Here is a 22,485-nt window from a genome sequence, read left to right on the forward strand (position 1 = left end):
CTTGGCGGAACACAAGGTCGCGTGGATCAACCCACTGATACTCCTTGGTCGCAAGGCAGAGCGAGGCAAAAACGGCTACCCCGCGCGTGATGCCGCCTGAGCACAAGGCAGCGGCGCGCTTCTGCGTTCAGTCCACGCAGAGAGGCGGCGATTCAGGAATGTCCTGCAGGTTTGCTGGCGACATGCCGGCGCGCGTCGGGACGACCAATGGCGAAGTTATATGCGCATTTATCGATGTTAGCGTCACGCCGATCTGCATCAGTGTGTGTTGAAAGTCTTGCTTGAAAGCCCTGTCGGAAGGTCTTGCTCGGCGGGCGCTCGACAGCGGCAGGCCGACCTGACAACCGGTACACGCCAGCACACCCTACTCAATCCATCACCACGCCCCTCGGAATCTGCCATGAACGCCATCTGGCTTGCCCTGTTCGGCTGCGTCGCCTTCGCCATCGGCTACCGCTTCTATTCCCGCTTTCTGGCCGAGCGCATCTTCCGCCTCGACCCGAATTTCGTGACACCAGCCCACGCGCTGCGCGATGACACCGATTACCTGCCGACCAATCGTTGGGTGCTGTGGGGCCACCATTTCACCTCGGTGGCGGGCGCAGCCCCCATCGTCGGCCCGGCGATCGCCGTCTACTGGGGCTGGCTGCCGGCCGTGCTATGGGTCGTGCTGGGCAGTCTGTTCGCGGCAGGCGTGCATGATTTCGGCACCTTGACGCTGTCGGCGCGCCATCGCGGCCAGTCGGTCGGCACCCTGGCGGACAAGCTGATCGGCAAGCGTGCCAAGCTGCTGTTTCTGTTCATCATCCTGATTCTGGTCCTGATGCTGAACGCGGTATTCGCCTGGGTGATCGCCAATCTGTTCATCAACTTCCCGGCCAGCGTGCTGTCGGTGCTGATCCAGATTCCGCTGGCGGTATGGATCGGCCATCGCGTCTATCGTCGTGGCGGCAAGATGTTGATCCCCTCACTGCTCGCGCTGATGGTGATGTATGCCGCCGCCCTGCTGGCGGGCCAGTTCGAGTTCCTGCAGATCGACCTGGCCGGTGCCTTCACCGCCATGGCCGGTGGCGAAGATGCCACCCTGCTGTTCGGCCTTTCGCCCATCTCCAGCGCCTTCCTGGTGTGGATCATCGCGCTGATGAGCTATGTCTACATCGCCTCGGTCTTGCCGGTCTGGAAGCTGCTGCAGCCACGCGACACCATCAACTCTCACCAGCTGGTGGTCGGGCTGGTACTGCTGTATCTGGGACTGGCCGTAGGTGGCCCGCATCTGACGGCGCCGGCCTTCAACGCCGATGCCGAGATGTCCTTCTACCCATTGCTGTTCATCACCATCGCCTGCGGCGCCATCTCGGGCTTCCACGGTCTGGTCGCCTCCGGGACGACCTCCAAGCAGCTGTCCCATGAACCGGATGCGCGCCTGATCGGTTACTCCGGCGCGCTGGGCGAAGGCATGCTGGCGCTGATTTCCATCATCGCGGTGGCGACCCTGTTCGCAACCCAGGCCGACTTCACCGCAACCTATTCAAGCTTCGCCGCGGCGGGTGCCAATGGCCTCTCGAGCTTCGTTCAGGGGTCCGGTCAGCTGATCTCGCACCTCGGCCTGCCGGCCAACGTCGGCAGTACGCTGGTCGCGGTCATCGTGGTCAGCTTCGCGGCGACCACGCTGGACTCCGCCGTGCGCCTGATGCGCTACATCATCGCGGAACTGGGCAGCGAATACGGCATGCCAGCGCTCAGCCACAAGCATGTCGCCACCAGCATCGCCGTCATCGCCAGTGCCGCACTGGTCATTCTGCCGCAGGGGCCCAAGGGCTTCGGTTCCGGCGGCTACCTGCTGTGGCCGTTGTTCGGCACCAGCAATCAGCTGCTGGCGGGCATCTCGCTGATGCTGGTGTCGGTGTGGCTCAAGCGTCAGGGCCGCCCTGTCATCTATACCCTGGCCCCGATGGTCTTTTTGATGATCATGACGCTGTGGGCGATGGTGCAGCAGGTGGTGCTGGATTGGTCGGGCATGGGCAGCAACGACCCGCAATGGCTGCTGTTCACCTTCGGCAGCCTGATCATGGTGTTCGCGCTGTGGATTCTGCTCGAAGCCAGCCGCAGCCTGAAGTCTCCCGCCCGGGTGAGCGCTCATGAGAGCTGATGACGATACCCGGTTGGCGTCATCACCCCGCCAGCCGGGTCTGACACGGCGCCTGCTGACAGGCGCCATTCAGCTGCGGGATGGCTGGGAGGCCATGCTGCGCGTCAACCAGCAGCGCGATCTGGCGCAGCTTGCCCGTGAGGAGGAGGACATCTTCATGATGATGAGCTTCGCGGAGCTGATGGGCATCCCCAATCCCGCGCCGGCCGTCTCGCTGGAGATGCTGCCGCTGATGCTGGAACGCATGCATGACTGGCACCTGCGTCAGGGGCTTGAGCATTCACCGCTGGAGGGCATCAAGTGCTGTTGAGCAGGCTATGGAAACGCGCAGCATTCCGCACGGCGAAAGATACGGCTGTCTGGGCAGGCACTCAGCCGTCAGCGGCTCACGAGACTTACGAGGCTCACACTCACCAGCCTGGCCAAGCACCGGGGCAAGCTGAGATATCCAAGCTACCCGAGATCTGGTTCTTCGGTGGCAAGGGCGGTGTCGGCAAGACCAGCTGCGCGGCCGCGCAGGCGCTGGCACTGGCGGAGAAAGGCGAAGCGACCCTGCTGGTATCGACGGACCCCGCGCACAATCTCGGCGATCTGTTCGGTGCGGTCGGTGGCAAGCCCTGCAACATCGCGCCGCGACTCGACGTGATGGAACTGGACCCCGAGCGGGAATGCGACCGCTACCTGGAGGCGGTCCGCCAGCGGATCGTCCCCCTGGTAAGTGGCGAGCGCAGTGCCACCGTGATGCGCCAGCTCGAACTGTCACGCCACGCTCCCGGCACCAGTGAAGCGGCGCTCTTCGATGCGCTGGTGGAGATCATCCTGACTCCGCCAGCCCCGCTGGAAGATGAAGCTTCACATTATCGCCACATCCTGTTCGATACGGCACCAAGCGGGCACACCATTCGCCTGCTCAGCCTGCCCGAAGTGCTTGGCGGCTGGTTGGAGGGCATGCTGGGCCAGCGCAGGCGCGCCGTCGCCGAACGCAGCCTGTGGCTGGACAGTCAGCAGGCATCAGATATGCCAGGCGAAGAAGCGCCGGAAGACCCGATCAGCGAGGCGCTGGAGCAACGCCGTACGCGCTACGCAGCATTGCGTCAGCGCTTGAGCGATACCCGCCGGGCGCGCGTGATTCTGGTCAGCACGCCGGAGAAGCTGCCGTGTCTGGAGACAACTCGAACACGAGAGGCGCTGGAAGCCCATGGTCTGGCCGTCGGCGGCTTGATCATCAATCAGTGCCTGCCGGAGCCCGCCGTGCAAGGGGCTGGCAGTCCCTCCTCAACGCCCCACGAGCCGCAGGCTGACTGGGTCGCGACCTGGCGAGAACAGCAGCAACACTGGGCTGCCAAACTGGAGGAGGCCTTCGCTGATCGCCCGCGCCTGCGTCTGCTGCGCCAACCACAGCTGCCGGAGGACCGCGCAAGCCTTGCCCCGCTGGTGGCGCAATTCACGGCGTTCCGCCCCTGGTCACCCACCCCTGCCGCGTCCTCTTGCGGTTGCGCTGCTCCCGCCAGATGACTCGAGAGGTTGCCCTGCGCTTCAGCTCTTCAGCCCCTCAGCGCTCGAGCTCTTTCGCCCTCCCGCTCTCCCGCTCTCCCGCTCTCCCGCTCTCCGGACCTCACGCTGATCCGCTGATCCGTCATGTGCTGACGACATGCATTTGCGTACGGGGTCGGGGAGTTCATCATTCAGACACTTCGATCTGATAACTTATTCAGAATTTGCGCATATTGATGCACCATCACTGCCCTGGCCTCACCTGACTTGCACACACACCTTGCGTGAGGCGAGGCATGTGCACGCCTGCGGGCATGGCAAGCGAATTGCATTGTGTTGCATCCCCCTCCATGACGTTCAGGATGCTGCTCACATGGCAACAATCTGTTGCAACAGGGTGCGCAATAACTGCACAAAACAACCATACAGTCGCCTCGCCATTCCGATAGAATAGCGGGCTAAATATCTTCCTCATCATGACATCGTTGCTTTGACCTGCCGCGCCTGCGGTGAGTCACAATGTGGCGATAGTGACGCACTTCAGCCCCTGAATTTCGTAAAGGACGCTCCATGGCCCCGACTTCCCCCAGTCAATCCCGCTTGCAGAGACACCCATTGGCTTTCAATGCCCGCCGCCTCGGCCTGCTTCCGGCAAGCCTGCTGCTGGTCGGTGCCCTGCTGGCCGGCTGTAGCGGCGACAAGGAGGAGGCTGGCCAAGGCTCCGCCGCAGGCGCCAGCCAGGCCGCTCAGGTCGATGTCGTCACCGTCACTGCCCAGGATGTACCGCTCACCAGCGAACTTCCGGGCCGCACGCGTGCCTATCAGATCGCGGAAGTGCGTCCGCAGGTCGGCGGCATCATCGAATCGCGCGACTTCACCGAAGGCAGTGACGTCGAGGAAGGTCAGGTGCTCTATCACATCGATTCGCGCACCTATCGCGCCGATGTCGAGAGCGCCAAGGCGAGCCTGGCGCGTGCCGAGGCGAGCCTCAACACCTCGAGCCTCAAGGCCAAGCGCTACAAGAATCTCGTCGCGCGCAAGATGGTCAGCCAGCAGGATTATGACGATGCCGTGGCCACCGTCGGCGAAGACCGTGCCGATGTCGCCTCGGCCAAGGCCGCGGTATCCAGCGCGCAGATCAACCTGGATTACACCAAGGTCACCTCACCGATCAGTGGTCGTATCGGCAAGTCCAGCGTCACCAAGGGCGCACTGGTCACGGCCAGTCAGGAAACCAGCCTGGCCACCGTCCAGCAGCTGGACCCCATCTATGTCGACCTGACCCAGTCCGCCACCGAGGTGCTGCGCCTCAAGCGTGAGCTGGGCGAGAATCGCGATGCCGCCACCGCACCGGTCCAGACGGAAGTCGAGCTGGTGATGGAAGACGGCAGCGTCTATGGCGCCAAGGGCAAGCTGCAGTTCGCGGATGTCACTGTCGACCAGGGGACCGGCATGGTCACGCTGCGCGCACTGTTCCCCAACGAAGATGAGCTGCTGCTGCCGGGCATGTTCGTGCGTGCCCGTCTGACCGAAGCCGTCGCCAAGGATGCCATCCTGATTCCGCAGAAAGCCGTGAGCCGTGACAGCACAGGCCAGGCCAGCGTGATGACGGTCAATGCCGAGAACAAGGTCGAGGCCAAGCAGGTCGTGATCGGTCAGGCCATCGACAATCAGTGGCTGGTGACCAGCGGCCTCGACAGCAATGACAAGGTCATCGTCAGCGGTCTGCAGAAGATCAAGCCGGGTGCCACGGTCGAGATCGCCTCGGACGAGACAGGCACTGACCAGAACGCCGCACCTCAGTCGCGGACTGCTGCCAGCAGCGACTCCTCGGAAAGTGAACAGGCCAAGACCGGCGATAGCCAGTAAGCCTGCCCCCGCTTTTCGCGCCACTGTCGCCAGCCCGACGAGAGACGCTTCTCGTGTGACTGGCGACCGTCCCGAACGACGTTCCAGGAGCCTCAAACGTCATGGCCAGATTCTTCATCGATCGCCCTATCTTTGCCTGGGTGCTCGCCATCATCGTGATGCTGGGGGGTATCTTCAGTATCCTCAAGCTACCGATCGAGCAGTATCCCTCGCTGGCCCCTACCAGCATCACCATTCAGGCCACCTACTCCGGTGCCTCCGCCCAGACGGTGGAAGACACGGTGACCCAGGTCATCGAGCAACAGATGAACGGCATCGACAATCTGCTGTACATGAGCTCGACCTCGGACTCCCAGGGCAACGCCAGCATCGAGCTGAGCTTTGACACCGGCACCGACCCCGACATCGCCCAGGTTCAGGTACAGAACAAGCTGCAGCTGGCCACTCCGCGCCTGCCGCAATCCGTACAGAACCAGGGTGTCTCGGTCACCAAGTCCTCCGGCAGCTTCCTGATGGTCGCGGCCTTCGTCTCTGACGATGGCAGCATGACCAAGCAGCAATTGACCGACTATGTCGCCTCCGACATCCAGGATGAGGTCGCGCGTGTTCAGGGCGTCGGCGAGACCCAGCTGTTCGGCGCGCCGGGGGCCATGCGTGTCTGGCTCGACCCGCAGAAGCTCAACAACTTCAAGCTGACCACCAGCGACGTCACCACGGCCATCAGCACGCAGAACAACCAGATCGCCTCGGGCCAGCTGGGCAATCTGCCGGCGGAAGAAGGCCAGCAGCTCAACGCCACCATCGTGGCGCAGACCCTGTTTGAAACGCCGGAGCAGTTCGGCAACATCCTGCTCAAGACCCAGGAAGATGGCTCTCAGGTCTATCTGCGTGACGTCGGCCGCGCCGAGAAAGGCGCCGAGACCTACAGCACCGTCAGCCGCTACAACGGCAAGCCTGCTGCAGGCCTGGGGATCAAGCTGGCCTCGGGCGCCAACGCGCTGGACACCGTTCAGGCCGTCAAGGACCGCCTCGATGAGCTGTCCGCCTACTTCCCGCCGGGTATGAGCTTCAAGGTCCCGTACGACACCTCGCCCTTCGTCAAGATTTCCATCGAAGAAGTGGTGATGACACTGCTGGAAGCCGTGGCACTGGTCTTCCTGGTGATGCTGCTGTTCCTGCAGAACTTCCGCGCCACCCTGATTCCGACCATCGCGGTACCGGTCGTGCTGCTGGGCACCTTCGGGGTGCTGGAAGTGCTGGGCTTCTCCATCAATACCCTGACGATGTTCGCCATGGTGCTCGCCATCGGGCTATTGGTCGACGATGCGATCGTGGTGGTGGAAAACGTCGAACGCGTCATGCACGAAGAGAAGCTCTCGCCACTGGAAGCGACTCGCAAGTCGATGGGACAGATCACCGGCGCACTGGTGGGTATCGGCCTGGTGCTGTCATCCGTGTTCATTCCGATGGCCTTCTTCCCCGGCACCACCGGTGCGATCTTCCGTCAGTTCTCGGTGACCATCGTCTCGGCGATGACGCTGTCCGTACTGGTGGCATTGATCCTGACGCCGGCCCTGTGCGCCACCCTGCTCAAGCCGACCAAGGAGAAGACCACCGGCTTCTTCGGCCTCTTCAACCGGGTCTTCGATCGCTCCAACGCGCGTTACCAGAAAGGCGTTGGCGGCATGCTCAAGCGCACCGGTCGCTCGATGCTGGTCTATGCATTGATCGTGGTCGGCTGTGGCGTGGTGTTCACGCGCATCTCGACCGGCTTCCTGCCGGATGAGGATCAGGGCTATCTGTTCAACCAGGTCATCCTGCCGGTGGGCTCCACTCAAGAACAGACGCTCGAGACGCTGGAAAAGGTCGAGCATCACTTCCTGGTCGATCAGGAAGATGCGGTTCAGGAAATGTTCGACGTCGCCGGCTTCAGCTTCGCCGGTCGCGGTCAGAACATGGGCCTGGCCTTCATCAACCTGAAGCCGTGGGATGAGCGCGAGCGCGATTCCTTCAGCGTGGTCAGTGAAGCACAGAGCTACTTCGGCACCTTGAAGGAAGCCCTGGTCTTCGCCATCAACCCGCCGCCGATCATGGAGCTGGGCAACGCCAGCGGCTTCGACATGATGCTGGTCGACCGTGGCGGCATCGGCCACAAGGCACTGACCGACGCGCGCAACCAGCTGCTGGGCATGGCGGGCCAGAATCCGGCCGTGACCGGCCTGCGCCCCAATGGTCTGGAAGACAGCCCGCAGTTCACGCTCAACATCGACGAACTCAAGGCGACGGCGATGGGCGTCTCGCTGTCAGAGGTCTACTCGACGCTTTCCACGGCGTGGGGCTCGACCTACGTCAATGACTTCCTCGACGAGGGTCGTACCAAGAAGGTCTATGTGCAGGCGGAAGCCAGTGCCCGCATGCAACCGGAAGACCTCAAGAAGTGGTACGTACGCAACACCTCCGGCGAGATGGTGCCGCTGAGCGCCTTCATCAACGGCGAGTGGACCTACGGGTCGCCGCAGCTGGAACGCTACAACGGCGTCTCCTCGATGGAACTGCTGGGACAGGCGGCACCGGGTTACTCCACCGGTGAGGCCATGCAGGCCATGGAAGAGATGGTCAGCCAGCTCAACAATGGCGTCGCGCTGGAATGGACCGGCATCTCGCTGCAGGAATCGCAGAGTGGTGGCATGGCACCGTATCTGTATGCCATCTCGCTGGTCTTCGTCTTTCTGTGTCTGGCCGCGCTGTATGAGAGCTGGAGCATTCCGTTCTCCGTCATGCTGGTGGTACCGCTGGGGGTGCTGGGTGCCCTGCTCGCCACCTGGATGCGCGGACTCGACAATGACGTCTACTTCCAGGTCGGCCTGGTGACGACCATCGGGCTCTCGGCCAAGAACGCCATCCTGATCGTCGAGTTCGCCAAGGACCTTGAAGTGCAAGGTCGCTCGCTGATCGATGCCACCATGGAAGCCGTGCGCATGCGTCTGCGCCCGATCCTGATGACCTCGCTTGCCTTCACCCTGGGTGCCGTGCCACTGGCCATCTCGACGGGTGCGGGTGCCGCCAGCCGTCACGCCATCGGCAACGGCGTGATCGGCGGGATGATCTCGGCCACGGTGCTGGCGATCTTCCTGGTGCCGGTCTGCTATGTGGTCGTGCGCCGCCTCTTCGGTGAGCCGAAGGACCTCAAGCGAGCCCATGAAGCGGCCCGCCAGGAGGATGACCTTGTCTGATCTCTGATCACGACAGAAGCCTCATTGCTGTCACATTGCGTGACGGCCCTGCACGCCGCCCTCTCCGGGCGGCGTGCCTGTTTGCAGGCTGGCAAAAAAAGGCGCGCTCACGCGGCAAGCATTGAGTGCCATCAGCCTTTTGCGGCATCATGCTACTATCGAACACTGTTTGCCTGCGCAGGCCTGGTGCTTCCACAGCTCCCATACCTTCGCAGGGCCGCGTGTGCATGGGGCCAGGCCGCTGAGGGCGCATCCCCGAGAGCGCATCCCCGAGAGCGCAGCCACAAGCGTGTTCAAGTCGCGCCTGACAACGCCTCTGCGCATGCCCCGAACACGCGCGGCACGGCGATATACCACCCGATCCCGCTGGAGCGACATGCCTCGTCCCCTTGCTGCCCTGCGCCGCTACACCCGGCGTACCTTTGAAACCCGTGATCCGCCGCAGGTGTTCGCGCCTGTCACGTCAGGCGTGTCACGGCGGCGGATGCGTGCCTGCGAGTGCTGCGACCTCGTCGTGGCACTGCCGGCGCTCAAGGCCGGCGAGCGCGCCCGCTGCCCGCGTTGCGATCATCTGTTCGCCCAGCGCCATGCCCATGCCGTGCAACGCACCCTGGCACTGGCGATGGCGTGCCTGGTGATGCTGGTGCTGACGCTGCCCTTCGAGTTCATCGCCTTTGCCACCAGTGGCATCTCGGCAAGCCTGAGCCTGATCGATACGCCCGCCGCCCTGACGGCCGAGTCCTATCCTTCCCTGGCCGTGCTGCTGATTCTGACCATCGTGATGCTGCCGGCGCTCTACCTGCTGGGCGTCATCTATACGCATGCGGCCATCGGGCTGAAACTGCCCTTGCCGGGCATTCGCGGCATTGCGCGCACCCTGAGCCACCTGCGCCCGTGGATGATGGCGGATGTGTTTCTGGTCGGCGTGATGGTGAGCCTGGTCAAGATCGCCGGCATGGCCGATATCAGTTTCGGCCCTTCCTTCTGGGCGTTCTGCGCCTTCGCCCTGCTGATGACCAAGACGCTGGCCAGCATCGATGGAGATCGCATGTGGTTCGCGCTGGCGGGCGAGCCAGCTGCCCCCAGCGGGACGCTGCCGGGCATCGGCGCTGCCTTGCAGGGATTGGCCAGTTGCCATAGCTGCGGCCTGATCAATGCCTGCGGCGAACGGGAGGCTCACACCCACTGCCGCCGCTGTGGCGACCCTGTCCATCAGCGCAAGACGCAGAGCCTGCAGCGCACCTGGGCATGGCTGATCGCGGCGGCGATTCTGTACATCCCCGCCAATCTCTTTCCGATCATGACCACGGTCAGCCTCGGGGAGAATGACCCGCAGACGATTGCCGGTGGCATCGTGGTGCTCTGGTCACATGGTGACTGGCCCATCGCGATGGTCATCTTCATCGCCAGCATCCTGGTGCCGGCCTCGAAGATGATCGCCATCGCCTGGCTGTGCATCAGCGCCCAGCGCCCCGAGGTGCAACATGCGCGAGCGCGGGTGACCCTGTACCGCATCACCGAATATGTCGGGCGCTGGTCGATGGTCGATGTCTTCGTGGTGGCGCTGCTGGCCGCGTTGATCCAGCTGGGCGCGCTGATGTCGGTCCACCCGGGGCCCGCGGCGCTGTCCTTTGCCTGCGTGGTGGTGCTGACGATGCTGTCGGCGTTGAGCTTCGACCCACGCCTTGTCTGGGACACCGAGACGGAGAAGACGATGATGGCGAACACGCTGTTCGGTGATCTGCCGCTGACGCCGCTGACGGGCTCCGCGTCTCTTGCTTCGTCCTCGCAGGCCACGCCTCCGTTCACGACGCCATTCACGACGCCGAATGCCTCCCGCAATCCCCCTTCCGCTGCCGCCTCACAGGATGACTTATGAGTGATGATTCTCGCGCACGTCGTGAAAGTCGACGCCGCCTTTCGCCGATCTGGATAGTCCCGATCGTGGCCCTGCTGATCGGCGCCTGGATGGTGTGGCACAACTACGCCAGCCGTGGCCCACTGATCACGATCGAAATGGAGACGGCGGAAGGCATCGAGGCGGGCAAGACCCTGATCAAGACCCGGAATGTCGAGGTCGGCAAGGTCGAATCCGTGCGTCTGTCGGACAATCTCGACAAGACCATCGTCACCGCGCGCATGTCCAAGGACAGCGAGCGCATGCTCAATGCCGACTCGCGGCTCTGGGTCGTGAAGCCGCGCATCGGTCGTGAGGGCATCAGTGGCCTCAATACCGTGCTGTCGGGGGCCTATATCCAGCTTCAGCCCGGCGACAGCCGCGATGAGGAGGACCACTTCGTGGCACTGGAGCAACCGCCGGTGACGACGCAGGACGCCAAGGGGCTGCGCATCGACCTCACCAGCAACGATGGCAGCGTGCTCTCGGATGGTGACCCCGTCACCTACGAAGGCTTCGTGGTCGGGCGCGTGGAATCCAGCGAGTTCCGCCCCAGCGAGAAGGAAATGCACTACACCCTGTATATCGACTCGCCCTACCATGAGCTGGTGACCTCCACCACGCGCTTCTGGTCCACCAGTGGGGTCAGCCTGCGCCTGGATTCCCAGGGCCTGCAGGTCGATGTCGGGTCACTGGAAAGCGTACTGAGCGGCGGGGTGGCCTTCGGCATTCCCGAAGACCTGCCGCGTGGCCGTCCGGTGGTCGAGAACACATCCTTCACGCTGTATTCCGACCAGGAAGAGGCCCGTGAAGGCAGCTTCCACCAGGCCATCGACTACGTGATCATGGTCGACGATACCGTGCGTGGCCTGTCGCGCGGCGCGCCGGTGGAATTCCGCGGCGTCCGTCTCGGCACCGTGGTCAGCGTGCCCTATCGCCTGACCCACCAGCGCGTGCGGACGCTGTCGAGCTTCGAGATTCCGGTGCTGATTCGCATCGAGCCCGAACGCCTCGAGGGGCAAGTGGATGATGAAGGTGTGGCCCAGTGGAAGAAGCGCCTCGAGCGCCTCTTCAAGCGCGGCATGCGCGCGACGCTGAAATCCGGCAACCTGCTGACCGGCGCCCTGTTCGTCGATCTCGACTTCTATGACAACCCGCCGCCCTACAAGGCCGATACCTTCGATGATATCGAGGTAATGCCGAGCGTCTCGGGAGGCCTGGCGCAGATGGAAGCCAAGCTCAATGCCCTGCTCGACAAGCTCAATGCACTCGATGTCGAGCCGGTACTGAGCAATCTGAACAAGACGCTGTCGGCCTCCGAAAGTCTGGTCAAGCGACTCGACAAGACGGCCGGTCATGTCGACAGCCTGCTGGGTTCCGAGGCGGTACAGAAACTGCCGGGCGATATCAGCACCAGCATCGACAACCTCAATCGCACCCTGGATGGCCTGACACCGGATTCTTCCGCCTACCGCAAGCTGGAAGGCGATCTCGAACGACTGGACCGCGTGCTCAAGAAGGCGGAACCGCTGCTCGACACGCTGGAGAAGAACCCCTCCAGCCTGATCTTCGACAAGCCGACCACTCGCGATCCGATTCCAAGGGCCCAATGATGACGACAGCCATGAGTCTCTCGACCCGCACAGCCGCCATGCCGCAAGCGTGCAGCGCGTCTGCCTCACCGCGCACTTCCACGTCGCACAAGGGCCGCTTCGGCGGCCTGCTGGCAGGCTTGCTGATGCTCGGCACACTGGCGGGCTGCACGACTGCCGCCACCGGTGGCGCCTACCTGCTGCCGCAAACGACACAGGCCGCCGCCCAGCGCAGCGTTGCCGCCGATGCGCCCTTGCTGGAAGTGATGCCGGTGCAACTGGCCAGCTACCTGGAAGGCGGCAGTCTGGTCTATCAGACGGACGACATCACGCTGGTACAGGCCAGCCAGAACCTGTGGGCCGATGACCTGCAGGACATGCTGACCCGCCAGCTGCTGACGCAGCTCAAGGCCAGCCCCGCCCAGCCGCTGAGCCAGTACCGTATCGCGGATACCAGCCTGAGCGGCCTCAAGGGCGCACGCCTGAGCGTAAGCCTGGATCGCTTCATCGGCCGCCATGATGGCCAGTCCGTCATCACCGGGCGCTGGCGCCTGCGCGGCGTGGATGGCAGCGTGCTGGAGGAAGGCGTCATCCAGACACTGACTCCCCTGATGGATGACGGCTATCCGGCGCTGGTCAATAGCCTGGGCGAAGGCTGGCGTGTGACTGGCGAGCAGTTGGCACGTGAGATCGCCAAGGCATTGCCCGCCACGGCGGATGCCAGCTGATGACCTGACGGTCTGACAGAACAGGGCGCGACTGGATGCCCAGAAAGCTGGATGTCCAGAAAGCTGGATGTCCAGAAACCAGAAGACCCCCGACGGAATCCGTCGGGGGTCTTCTCTTTTTGGCGGCTAGCTGGCCTCAGCCTTGCTGGGGCAGTACCAGCTCACCATCACGGATCTCGAAACGCTTCACGTCCGGCTTGTCCTCGAGACGCACGGTGCGGGTCTCGTCACCCATGTCGACCTTGACGTCGTAGCCGACCACCTTGTCTGACGCGTCCTGCACCGTTTCGCAGCGCTGTTCGGTCGTGGTGTAGGTGTCGCCCTTCTTCATCTGGCCCTGGATCTGGTTGCCGGCATAACCGCCACCCACGGCGCCCGCAGCTGTCAGCACCTTCTTACCATTGCCACCGCCAAACTGATTGCCCACTACACCGCCGACGATCGCGCCGACGGCCGTGCCGACGACATTGTGGGTGTCCTTGCTGGGCGCCTGATGCGTCACGGTCTCGTTGTGACAGACCTCGCGCGGAGTGGTCACGGTTTCCGTCACGGCATCCACCGCCACGATATCGGCATATTCAGGGCCTGAGTTGCTGGCCGTATAGCTGCCGATCGCCACTCCACCGCCAATGCCCAGTGCAGCCACGATCGCGCCAATCAGGATGGACTTGTTCATGCGTGTTCTCCTCACCGAATAGTGTTGCAGCCTGGCTCGTCGGCCAGTCAGCCACGCCCCTGGATGACACTTTAGGGGCTGGCCGCTGCGTTCGGAGAGTAATCTAACACTGTTCGATAAACTCGGTAATGTGGCAACTTCACCACCCGGTCGTCGCCATTTCGCAACATCGGACATGGAAAAGACGGGTTCTACGCTAGATCATGCCTTATATTAGCAATTTCTTGGCAATCAGGCTTGCGGCCAGAAAACCCCGCTCATCGTCATGGCGCTGACGCGGGCTGTACGAGTCGGACAGCACAAACAGGGCCGGTGCGAGCGCCTCAGCACGCACCGGCCCTTGTCTTGATGGCCCTGACCGCAAGTCACTCAGTCCAGCTGATTGGCCGTGATGGACACGGCTTCATCGTTGCAGAACTGCACGCGCACATCTTCCCACCAGTTCAGCAGACGGCAGGACGTGTCATCGGCAATCGTCTCGCTGATATCACTGGGCTTGCCCAGCAACGAGATGGCCTGTGCCTCACTCATGCCCTGCACCAGATAGCCATCCTCCAGCGCTGAACGAATGCGGTACTGGCGCTGACTCTCCTCACGTGCGGCCAGGGCACGCTTCTTCTCACGCGCCAGGCGCTGTGCGGTCGGGTCTTCGCCTGAAGTCTCTTCTATCACGTCAGCGGCGGGCACCACCGTCAGCGAATCATCCAGCGTGACGGGGGTATCACCCTGCTGGCAAGGCTGCTGCTGCCAGGTGGGCACCCCCGACTGCACACAGCGAAAGATGCTGTTGTTGGCCTTGGCGGCAGGCGGCAGAGAAGGTGTCGCCGGGTCGGCAATCACTTGCGCCCGAGGCGCCTGCCCGTCACTCGAAGACGCTGCAGCATTCGGCGACTCCTCCGCCTGAACCGCCGCAAGCGGCATACCACTGACCAGCGTCGCCACCAGCAGTCCCCGCAAGAGCCGGCGCGATATCTGGCGTGAAACGCTGCCACAGGAATCCATCATCAACTTGTCTCTCCGCTTGGTGAGAGCGTGGATCACTCACGGATATCACGCCCAATGAGGTGAAATGGCAAAGCCATCATCCTTGCGTCAGCGCTTCCACTGATAGACCTCATCGGCGGTCTGCACATCGTCATGGTGACTGACATCAGAGCGACTGGGGATCGAGGCCGCTTCGCCTGATCCATCGCCCGGAGTGTCCAGTGGCGGCATGCCTGGCATGGCCAGGCTGTCGTGGCTGTGACCGTGATCGGGGCGGTGGTCGTGATCAGACGGCTCGATCTGATCGAGACTGGCAGCGCCATGATCGGGCGTATCCCAGACAGTGACCACCCGATTGCGCCCTTCGCGCTTGGCACGGTACATGGCCTGATCGGCACGCTGCAGGAGGTCCGGCAGCAGTGATTCAGCGCAAGCGGCCGGTCCGCCCTGGGCCACCCCGATACTGATGGTGACCCGCAGCAGCTGGCCGTTGCTCAGCGTGAAGGCACGACTGTTGATCGAGAGCAGCAAGCGCTCGGCTGCGTGCTGGAGCCCTTCTCTGTCCTCCGTCGGGCACAGGGCCACAAACTCTTCTCCCCCCTGGCGGCACAACTGATCACTGCCGCGCAGGTGATGACGCAGTCGTTGCGTCAGCTCTATCAGCACCTCATCGCCAATCGCATGCCCCTGGGTATCGTTGATGGCCTTGAAGTGATCGACATCGATCATCAGCACTCCCAGGCCACCACGACTCAGCAGACGCGGCCCCTCTTCCAGCAAGGCAAAACGAGACAGCGCCCCCGTCAACTGGTCATGGCGCAAGTCACGACGGTATCGCTTCTCGCGCTGCTCAGCCTCCCACCCGATCTGCACCGCCACCACCGCGATGAAGGTGACGGAAATCACCAGGTTGACGACACTGGCCAACGACATGAACTCGTAGGAGACGATATAGACCGGGCTGGTGAGATATTGGGCGCCGATATAGAACAGCAGCAGGACACCACTGAACAATAGCCGTTGAATGCGTGACAAGGACGCGATACAGATGAAGAAGATGGCGACGATATGGAAATACTCGAAGCCACCCTCGGCGCCGAACTGATATTCCCACCATGCCGCCTTGGCCGACATCGGCACCACCAGCAACAGCAACGCGGAATTCATGTACCCCTTGCGGTGGAACATGATGGCCAGGACGTTGAGCAGGACGCCGATGACATTGATCACCACCGGCTGCGGATAAGGCTGCAGGCTCAGCAAAGCGAAGTAGCCCAGCTGGCAGCCGAGCGCACTGATATAGATCCACATGAACAACTGATAAAGCGCGAGGTGCCGCTCAGCCAGCCCCGCCGGAGCTGGCCACCGCCACTTCATGTTTACCGTGCGCAAGACACCCTGCCGACTTCCCGGTTTGCGACGGCGATCTGCTTTCGCCATGATTCCTTCCTCATTTACGGCACTTCCCGTGTGCCTCCGCTGCGCGCTACCTGATGATTTTACCTACCTATTCTATCTCACGCTGCTGTATGAAACGTGACAGCCCTAACCAGTGCGCATCCTTCAAGGCATGCAGCGCAGTCAGGCATGTGACTCACGTGTACTAGGCGCCCTCCCCTGCGAGACTGGCAATCCCATCACAGCGGCATGGCTCACGTAGCAGGAGCCTGAGCGTGAAGCATCAGCAATCTCGAGGATCAGCAGTCGAAGATTCTCACAAAGTGGGCCTTGTGGGTGACTTGCAGAGTAGTTCAGAGAAGATTTAAGCCCTAGATTCAGTCGTGATGATGACCGGGCTGGAAAAAGTCCGTGACCAGTCAATGGTACTCTTGAGCATGGCAATGCTGACATCTCATCGCCAGCCTGCATGACCCGGACCACCTGACGCTCGGCCCCTCCTCGACGTCAGAGACAAGAACCGGGCAGACAATCGCCCGCCTTCGTGACACCATCAGCGCCTGGACATGGCAGTAGCCGTCACCCACTTTTCCCCGCCGTTTTTAGAGAAGAGAGACTGTAATGGACGCGACCACTCTGACACGCGACTTCCACCTGTGGCAGCGTTTCTCCAAGCAAGACCGCCTGGAACGTGAACATCGTGCTGCCCGCCGCAAGATCGCCGAAGCTGGCACCATGGCGACGCGCATGATCAAGGCCTATGAAAGCATGGCCGCCAAGGGCGTCTCCGAGAATGCATGCTATCGCACCATCTACAAGCAACGCGATGCGCAGGGTGAGATCATGGTGCGAGAAGGCTGGCTCAAGGTGCGTCGTGTGGTCGTGGAAGGCGGCACCACGCGTCTTCGCGGCACGCTGATGACGACGTTCAGTCTGCTGGATGGCGAGCAGGAGCCCGCCGATGCCAGCGTCGAGAAACTCACGCTCGAGGTGTATGACGAAATCGTCGCCGGCACCAAGATGAAGCTGGCCTGCAAGGTGGACCGTTGCGACGCCGATGACCAGACCGACTTCATCACCTTCCTGGATGCCGTACGCGGCGACCTCAAGCAGTGGGTGTGACGCGCCCGGGCGTGTTCACCAGCCCCTGATGAAGGGATAACTCCCTGAATCGGCTCAATGATGCCCACTCGCCTCGTGCAGTGGGCATCATTGCTGTCAGGGGCAAGGAAACTGCTGGCTCATGCCAGTACCAGCCTGCCGGGGTCTTTGTTTCCGAAATGGAATCTATCCATTTCCCATCTCGCACACATTGCAGCAAATATTGACATCATAGACCGAAAATCCTGTCACTGTTGCGACAGTAGCAACCTGAGGTTACCCATCGTGCAGGAAACTCTTGGCCCTCGCCTGACTCATAGTACGCAGAACATGCTCGTCATCTGATTACAGGAGTCAGTCCATGAATGCCATTGCACCGTCGGCTTACCATACCCTCGACGTCGAAACGCTCTCTCATGTCACTTCCGCTCGTCTGCCTTTGCAGCCGATCGGCGACATCACCATGGATAGCCCGGCCAGTGAGCTGGTGACGGATTTTGCCGTCACCGCCGGTCGCAGCATTCAGGGCAGCGCCTCCATCGGTCAGGCACTGGCGACCATGAAACAGGCAGGGGTGCGTCTGCTGCTGGTCCACGATCATGATGGCACCTTCACCGGCGTGGTGACTTCGCGTGAGCTGCAGGGTGGCCGAGTCGTGATGCGCGCCATGACCCGCTTCAATGTTCAGCGCGACGAAGTCACTACCGACATGGTGCAGATACCCCGCGCGGAGCTGCAGGGCATTCCTCTCGCTGTGCTCAAGCGCGCCCGCGTCGGGGACCTGGTCGAGACACTGCGTAAGAGCGGAGAATCCCACCTGCTGGTGACCGAGCAGGGCGACGATGGCAAACCCAGCGTGCGCGGTCTGGTCGCCGCCTCCCGCGTCGGCAAGGCCTTGGGGCTCGATCTGGAGCACCCGCCGGAAGCACGCAATTTCGCTGATATCTGCCGGGCCGTGCTGGGCAAGTACGAGTGACCCGACAAGGGTAGGCGGTATCCTCAGCCATCTGGCTGACAGAGGCGTCATGAAGCCGCGTCCTGACAAGATGGTTTATCCCCAGACTGGTGCTTGATTCGGGAAAAATGCTCACAAACGGCGTATGATGTGGCTATCAGTGCGAGATATCACTTGGCAGGCAGTATGGAAGCGCCTGTCGGTCAGAGAGATGACTCGGGCTCTGACGGATATACTCAGCCAACGGATGGTGTAGATGAGGATTTCAGCCATGCCATTACGCTCACTGCGTGATCATCTTTTCAAGCAGCGCCACGTCGAGGTGCTCGTCATCAAACAGATTGATGGCGAGCTCGTGCATGTGTGTGGTGCCGGCATCGTGGAAGGCAACGGCAGCGTCAGTCACAAGCGGCGTGAGCTGCAGCGTGACAACCATGCCTTCCCGGTGCGCATGCATGATGGCAATCAGGTACTTCAGCCGGACGACTTCAATCGTCTGGTGCTGCTGGAGGAAGTGACTCTGCACCCCCTTGGCTGCCAGCCGAAGGAAGCCATCTCGCTGGAGGTGGCTGGCCATCGCTATCGTGTCGCGCATACTCCCATGCGCTGCTGGCATTTCCGCGGCCACCTCGTGCTGGAGCGCACGCCCCACGGCCTGCTGCTGAGCACCGAGGACATGACCCTGATTCGCGCCAAGGCGAGTCGCCAGCCAGTCTCCAATACGGCACGCGCCAATGCCGAGCGCCTGCAGAAGACGCCCGCATGGCGCAATGTCGCTCCCCGCGGTCACGACGTGCATGCCGACGGCGCCACGACGCGTCAACGCGCGGCAGCACGCAGGATCGACAGCCCTACACGCGAGCTGGAGCTTGAGCCCAAGTACTGAGGCACAGGAGCGGCGCATCGCGACGGGGACATTGAGCCAAGACAGATGTATTGAGACAGGTGCATTGAGAAAGGCGCATCGAGAAAGGCGCATTGAGACAGAACGCTCGGCAATTGCCGAGCGTTCTGCTGTCCAGCCCGGTTAGAGGAAGAGCCGCTCGCGGCAAGACAGCTTGAGCATATGCCGGTATTCTCACAGACCTGTCCTCTCGTTCAGGTTTCCTCATGCGCCGAATGCCAGCATCCCTTTTCCTGCTCATCCTGATCCTGGTCGCCCTGAACCTGCGTCCGGCGCTGTCATCCCTGGCGCCCCTGCTGGATCGCATCACCCAGGACCTGGGCCTGAGCACGCTGGCGGCGGGCCTTCTCACCACACTGCCCGTCGTCTGCCTGGGACTGTTCGCCCCACTGGCGCCGCGCCTGGCCCGCCGCCTGGGGGTAGAGCGCACCCTCAGCCTTGCCCTGGTCACTCTCGGCATCGCCCTTTGGTTGCGTGCCAGTGACATGGCGCTGCTGCTGTATCTCGGCACCCTGTTATGTGGTGGCAGCATCGGCGTCGCCGGCACCCTACTGCCCGCCATCGTCAAGCGTGAGCATCCTGAGCGAGCCGACCTGTTCACCGGCGTGTACACCATGGCGCTATGTCTTGGTGCGGCGCTGGCCGCGGGACTCAGCGTGCCACTGGCCAATCTTCTCGACAGCTGGCAAGCCTCATTGGCCTGCTGGGCGCTGCTTGTAGTGATCGCGCTTCCCGCCTGGCGCCTGAGCATGCCCCACCCGTGGCCAGAGAAGATGACCAGCCAACAGCAGGCCACCCCCCGCCTGTGGCACCTGCCGCTGGCCCGCCAGGTCACCTTCTTCATGGGCTGCCAGTCTTCCCTGGCCTATATCGTCTTTGGCTGGCTGCCTTTCCTGCTCCAGCAGCGCGGCCTGAGCGATATCGAATCCGGCTGGCTGATGGCCGCCTCGGTGATGGCACAGGTGCTCACCGCCCTGCTGGCCCCCGTGATCGGCCGCATGGGCCGCGACCAGCGCCCCGCCATCCTGCTGCTGCTGTCCTGTACCGCCATCGGCCTGCTGGGACTGATGATCGGGCCGCTGTCACTGCGCTGGCTGTTCGCCGTGCTGCTCGGTTTCGGCCAGGGGGGCAGCTTCTCGATGGCATTGACGCTGCTGGTGCTGCGCACCTCCGATGCACGTCTGGCGGGCGCCCTCTCTGGCATGGCACAAGGCACCGGCTACATGCTGGCCGCCCTCGGGCCACTTGCCGTCGGCATTCTGCTGGAAATCACGGCCGACCTGCGCGTGATCGCGTCGCTGTTCGCGCTGATCCTGCTGAGCGCCGCCATGCTTGGCTTCCAGGTCGGCAGGCGTCGCCGTATCTGTCTGCGCGAGGATGGCAGCACCGAAGTGGTCGACGGCTGACATCTTCTCCTCTCATTCGGTGAGGCAAGGCCCCACCAAGGTATCAATATTATCTGTCATTCATGCCTGGATGATAGATTTTGCCGATACTACATGTCGTTGTAATTTATATATTCCGAATGTCTCATTTGGATTCCTCTGGTGTCGCTCTACCCTCTGAGTTCTCGTTGTAAAGCAACGAACATTGCGCCCTGCCATGTTCGAACGGCACTGCCATGTTCGAACTGCTCGGCAATGGTCAACCAGCAAGGCAATGTTCGACCTGCTGCGCAACGAGACCCTCATAACAACAATCTCACATCCAGAGGCACATGCTCATGTCCTTCGAAAGGATTCGATTGTCCTCCCCCGGCTCGGGAGACACCTCATGCTGTCATTGATTGGCGTAGCCATCATCGTCATCGGCCTGGCACTGCGCCTCAATGCGCTGCTGGTGGTGCTGGTGGCAGGTTTCTCCTCCGGCCTGGTGGCCGGCATGTCACCCACTGAAATTCTCGCCGCGCTCGGTCAGGCCTTTACCGACAACCGCGCCGTCTCGCTGTTCATCATCACCCTGCCGGTGATCGGATTGCTCGAGCGCAATGGACTGCGAGATCAGGCCGAACATCTGGTCCAGAAACTGCGGGCCGCCAGCGCCGGGCGCATCTCCTTCAGCTACCTGGTGCTGCGCAAGGCGACCAATGCCTTCGGCCTGCAGCTCGGTGGCCACCCGGCGATGATCCGGCCGCTGGTCGCCCCGATGTCAGTCGGCGCCGCCGAACGTGATCTCCCCGAAGAGGCGCTGAGCTCGCCACGCTTCAAGGCCCTGAGCCAACGCATCCGCGTTCTGAATGCCGTCAGCGAGAACTTCGGCAACTTCTTCAGCCAGCTGATCTTCGTGGCTTCCGGCGGGTTGTTGCTGATCAAGAGCGTGCTCGACAAGAGTGGCGCCAGCGTCAGCCTGGCCGACATGGCGCTGTATGCCATTCCCACCGCGCTGGTGTCACTGGTGGTGGTCTTCGTGCTCTGCCGCCGGCTGGACGCGCGCATTCGCCGTGAACGACAGCTGCTGCGCGAGGAATACCCCCAGCCCTCCGGCCAGACTAACGCGACACCAGGCAAGGACACCTTCACCACTTCTGCGACGGAGAGCCACTCATGAACGGTATCGACGCTCTCTACCTGATTACCGGCTTCGCCATCATGGCCTTTGCCGTCCTGACGCTCACCGATCGTGATCACCCGCGCAGACTCGGCACCAGTGCCTTCTGGATGATCTTCGGCATCAGCCTGGCATTTGGTCAGTGGCTGCCCGATGTCGTGGTCGGGCTTGCCATGCTGGCGCTGGCCCTGCTGGCCGCCACCGGCCAGCTCGGCTTCGGCAACTACGGCCAGTTGAGCGATGAGGCGCGTCAGGCGCGCCGCAAGCGTCTGGGGTCGTGCCTGTTCATCCCCGCGCTGGTGATTCCGGTCGGCACCTTCCTTTACACCCTCACGACAGGTCAGAGTGCGCTGGTCGGCCTGGGCGTCGCGACGGTACTGGCCTTTGCCGTGGCGCTGCTGCTGCTGCGCGAGAGCCCGGCGACCGGCATGCAGGAAGGTCGCCGTCTGGCCGATGCCATCGGCTGGGCCGCCATCCTGCCGCAATTCCTGGCCGCCCTTGGCTTGCTGTTCGATCAGGCCGGCGTCGGCCAGACCATCGCCGGGCTGGTCTCGAGCGTGGTGCCGGATACCAGTCTGATCGCCTGCGTGATTGCCTACTGCGTCGGCATGGCCGTGTTCACCATGCTGATGGGCAACGGCTTCGCGGCCTTTGCGGTCATCACCTCCGGCATCGGCTATCCGCTGGTCATCGCGCTGCATGGCGGCAACCCGGCCATCGTCGGCGTGCTGGGCATGCTGTCCGGCTACTGCGGCACGCTGATGACGCCGATGGCCGCCAACTTCAACATCGTGCCGGCCGCCCTGCTGGAACTGGATGACCGCTACCACATCATTCGCGCACAGATACTGCCTGCGCTGGTCATGCTGGCCGCCAACATCAGCCTGATGCTGCTGCTGGCCTTCTGATCTCCCACTCTCACCCGCGCATCGATCACCGCCAGCCGTGACCCGCGGTG

The 22,485-nt window shown here is 62.6% G+C and carries 17 protein-coding genes; 14 read left to right on the forward strand and 3 right to left on the reverse strand.

What is annotated here, in order from left to right:
- Window positions 1-400 precede the first annotated feature (400 nt).
- From AOG28_RS00425 to AOG28_RS00460, 8 genes are all read left to right on the forward strand, one after another.
- Complete coding sequence (locus AOG28_RS00425) at window positions 401-2,149, forward strand: carbon starvation CstA family protein (RefSeq protein WP_054554965.1); 1,749 nt, start codon at window positions 401-403, stop codon at window positions 2,147-2,149.
- A complete protein-coding gene (locus AOG28_RS00430) occupies window positions 2,139-2,459 on the forward strand; it encodes a cory-CC-star protein (protein ID WP_199852375.1) in 321 nt (106 codons plus the stop codon). The genes AOG28_RS00425 and AOG28_RS00430 overlap by 11 nt, the downstream gene beginning before the upstream one ends.
- Window positions 2,450-3,664, forward strand: a complete 1,215-nt coding sequence (locus AOG28_RS00435) for an ArsA family ATPase (protein ID WP_054554966.1) — start codon at window positions 2,450-2,452, stop codon at window positions 3,662-3,664. Before AOG28_RS00430 ends, AOG28_RS00435 begins: the two co-directional genes overlap by 10 nt.
- A 549-nt stretch (window positions 3,665-4,213) precedes the next feature.
- A complete protein-coding gene (locus AOG28_RS00440; RefSeq protein ID WP_082388101.1) occupies window positions 4,214-5,512 on the forward strand; it encodes an efflux RND transporter periplasmic adaptor subunit in 1,299 nt (432 codons plus the stop codon).
- Between the two features lie 101 nt (window positions 5,513-5,613).
- Complete coding sequence (locus tag AOG28_RS00445; protein WP_054554968.1) at window positions 5,614-8,745, forward strand: efflux RND transporter permease subunit; 3,132 nt, start codon at window positions 5,614-5,616, stop codon at window positions 8,743-8,745.
- 376 nt (window positions 8,746-9,121) lie between these two features.
- Window positions 9,122-10,624, forward strand: coding sequence for a paraquat-inducible protein A (locus tag AOG28_RS00450; RefSeq protein ID WP_082388102.1), 1,503 nt, complete (start codon window positions 9,122-9,124; stop codon window positions 10,622-10,624).
- On the forward strand, window positions 10,621-12,255 hold the full coding sequence (gene pqiB / locus AOG28_RS00455; RefSeq protein ID WP_054554969.1) for an intermembrane transport protein PqiB: 1,635 nt from the start codon (window positions 10,621-10,623) through the stop codon (window positions 12,253-12,255). The genes AOG28_RS00450 and pqiB overlap by 4 nt, the downstream gene beginning before the upstream one ends.
- A gap of 11 nt (window positions 12,256-12,266) precedes the next feature.
- On the forward strand, window positions 12,267-12,962 hold the full coding sequence (locus AOG28_RS00460) for a PqiC family protein (RefSeq protein WP_054554970.1): 696 nt from the start codon (window positions 12,267-12,269) through the stop codon (window positions 12,960-12,962).
- A gap of 136 nt (window positions 12,963-13,098) precedes the next feature.
- Here the strand turns inward: AOG28_RS00460 and AOG28_RS00465 are convergent, their stop codons facing one another.
- The 3 genes from AOG28_RS00465 to AOG28_RS00475 all read right to left on the reverse strand — a co-directional run bounded on the left by AOG28_RS00465 (window position 13,099) and on the right by AOG28_RS00475 (window position 15,933).
- Complete coding sequence (locus tag AOG28_RS00465) at window positions 13,099-13,638, reverse strand: glycine zipper 2TM domain-containing protein (protein WP_043331847.1); 540 nt, start codon at window positions 13,636-13,638, stop codon at window positions 13,099-13,101.
- Window positions 13,639-14,007: 369 nt separating this feature from the next.
- Complete coding sequence (locus tag AOG28_RS00470) at window positions 14,008-14,643, reverse strand: hypothetical protein (RefSeq protein ID WP_054554971.1); 636 nt, start codon at window positions 14,641-14,643, stop codon at window positions 14,008-14,010.
- 87 nt (window positions 14,644-14,730) lie between these two features.
- Window positions 14,731-15,933, reverse strand: a complete 1,203-nt coding sequence (locus tag AOG28_RS00475) for a GGDEF domain-containing protein (protein ID WP_160317841.1) — start codon at window positions 15,931-15,933, stop codon at window positions 14,731-14,733.
- Between the two features lie 708 nt (window positions 15,934-16,641).
- Here AOG28_RS00475 and AOG28_RS00480 point away from each other — a divergent pair.
- The 6 genes from AOG28_RS00480 (at window position 16,642) to AOG28_RS00505 (ending at window position 22,435) form a co-directional block, all read left to right on the forward strand.
- Complete coding sequence (locus AOG28_RS00480; RefSeq protein WP_054554973.1) at window positions 16,642-17,142, forward strand: hypothetical protein; 501 nt, start codon at window positions 16,642-16,644, stop codon at window positions 17,140-17,142.
- A gap of 340 nt (window positions 17,143-17,482) precedes the next feature.
- Window positions 17,483-18,097 carry a CBS domain-containing protein gene (locus AOG28_RS00485; RefSeq protein WP_054554974.1) on the forward strand — a complete coding sequence of 205 codons (615 nt, stop codon included), beginning with the start codon at window positions 17,483-17,485 and terminating at the stop codon, window positions 18,095-18,097.
- 250 nt (window positions 18,098-18,347) lie between these two features.
- Window positions 18,348-18,962 carry a hypothetical protein gene (locus AOG28_RS00490; RefSeq protein ID WP_054554975.1) on the forward strand — a complete coding sequence of 205 codons (615 nt, stop codon included), beginning with the start codon at window positions 18,348-18,350 and terminating at the stop codon, window positions 18,960-18,962.
- Window positions 18,963-19,195: 233 nt separating this feature from the next.
- Entirely contained in the window at window positions 19,196-20,386 is a 1,191-nt protein-coding gene (locus tag AOG28_RS00495; RefSeq protein WP_054554976.1) for an MFS transporter, read from the forward strand.
- A 367-nt stretch (window positions 20,387-20,753) separates the two neighbouring features.
- Window positions 20,754-21,527, forward strand: a complete 774-nt coding sequence (locus AOG28_RS00500) for a DUF969 domain-containing protein (protein WP_082388105.1) — start codon at window positions 20,754-20,756, stop codon at window positions 21,525-21,527.
- Entirely contained in the window at window positions 21,524-22,435 is a 912-nt protein-coding gene (locus tag AOG28_RS00505; RefSeq protein ID WP_054554977.1) for a DUF979 domain-containing protein, read from the forward strand. Before AOG28_RS00500 ends, AOG28_RS00505 begins: the two co-directional genes overlap by 4 nt.
- Window positions 22,436-22,485 lie beyond the last annotated feature (50 nt).

Origin of the sequence: Cobetia sp. UCD-24C, assembly GCF_001306765.1 — a bacterium.
GTDB classification, from domain to species: domain Bacteria; phylum Pseudomonadota; class Gammaproteobacteria; order Pseudomonadales; family Halomonadaceae; genus Cobetia; species Cobetia amphilecti.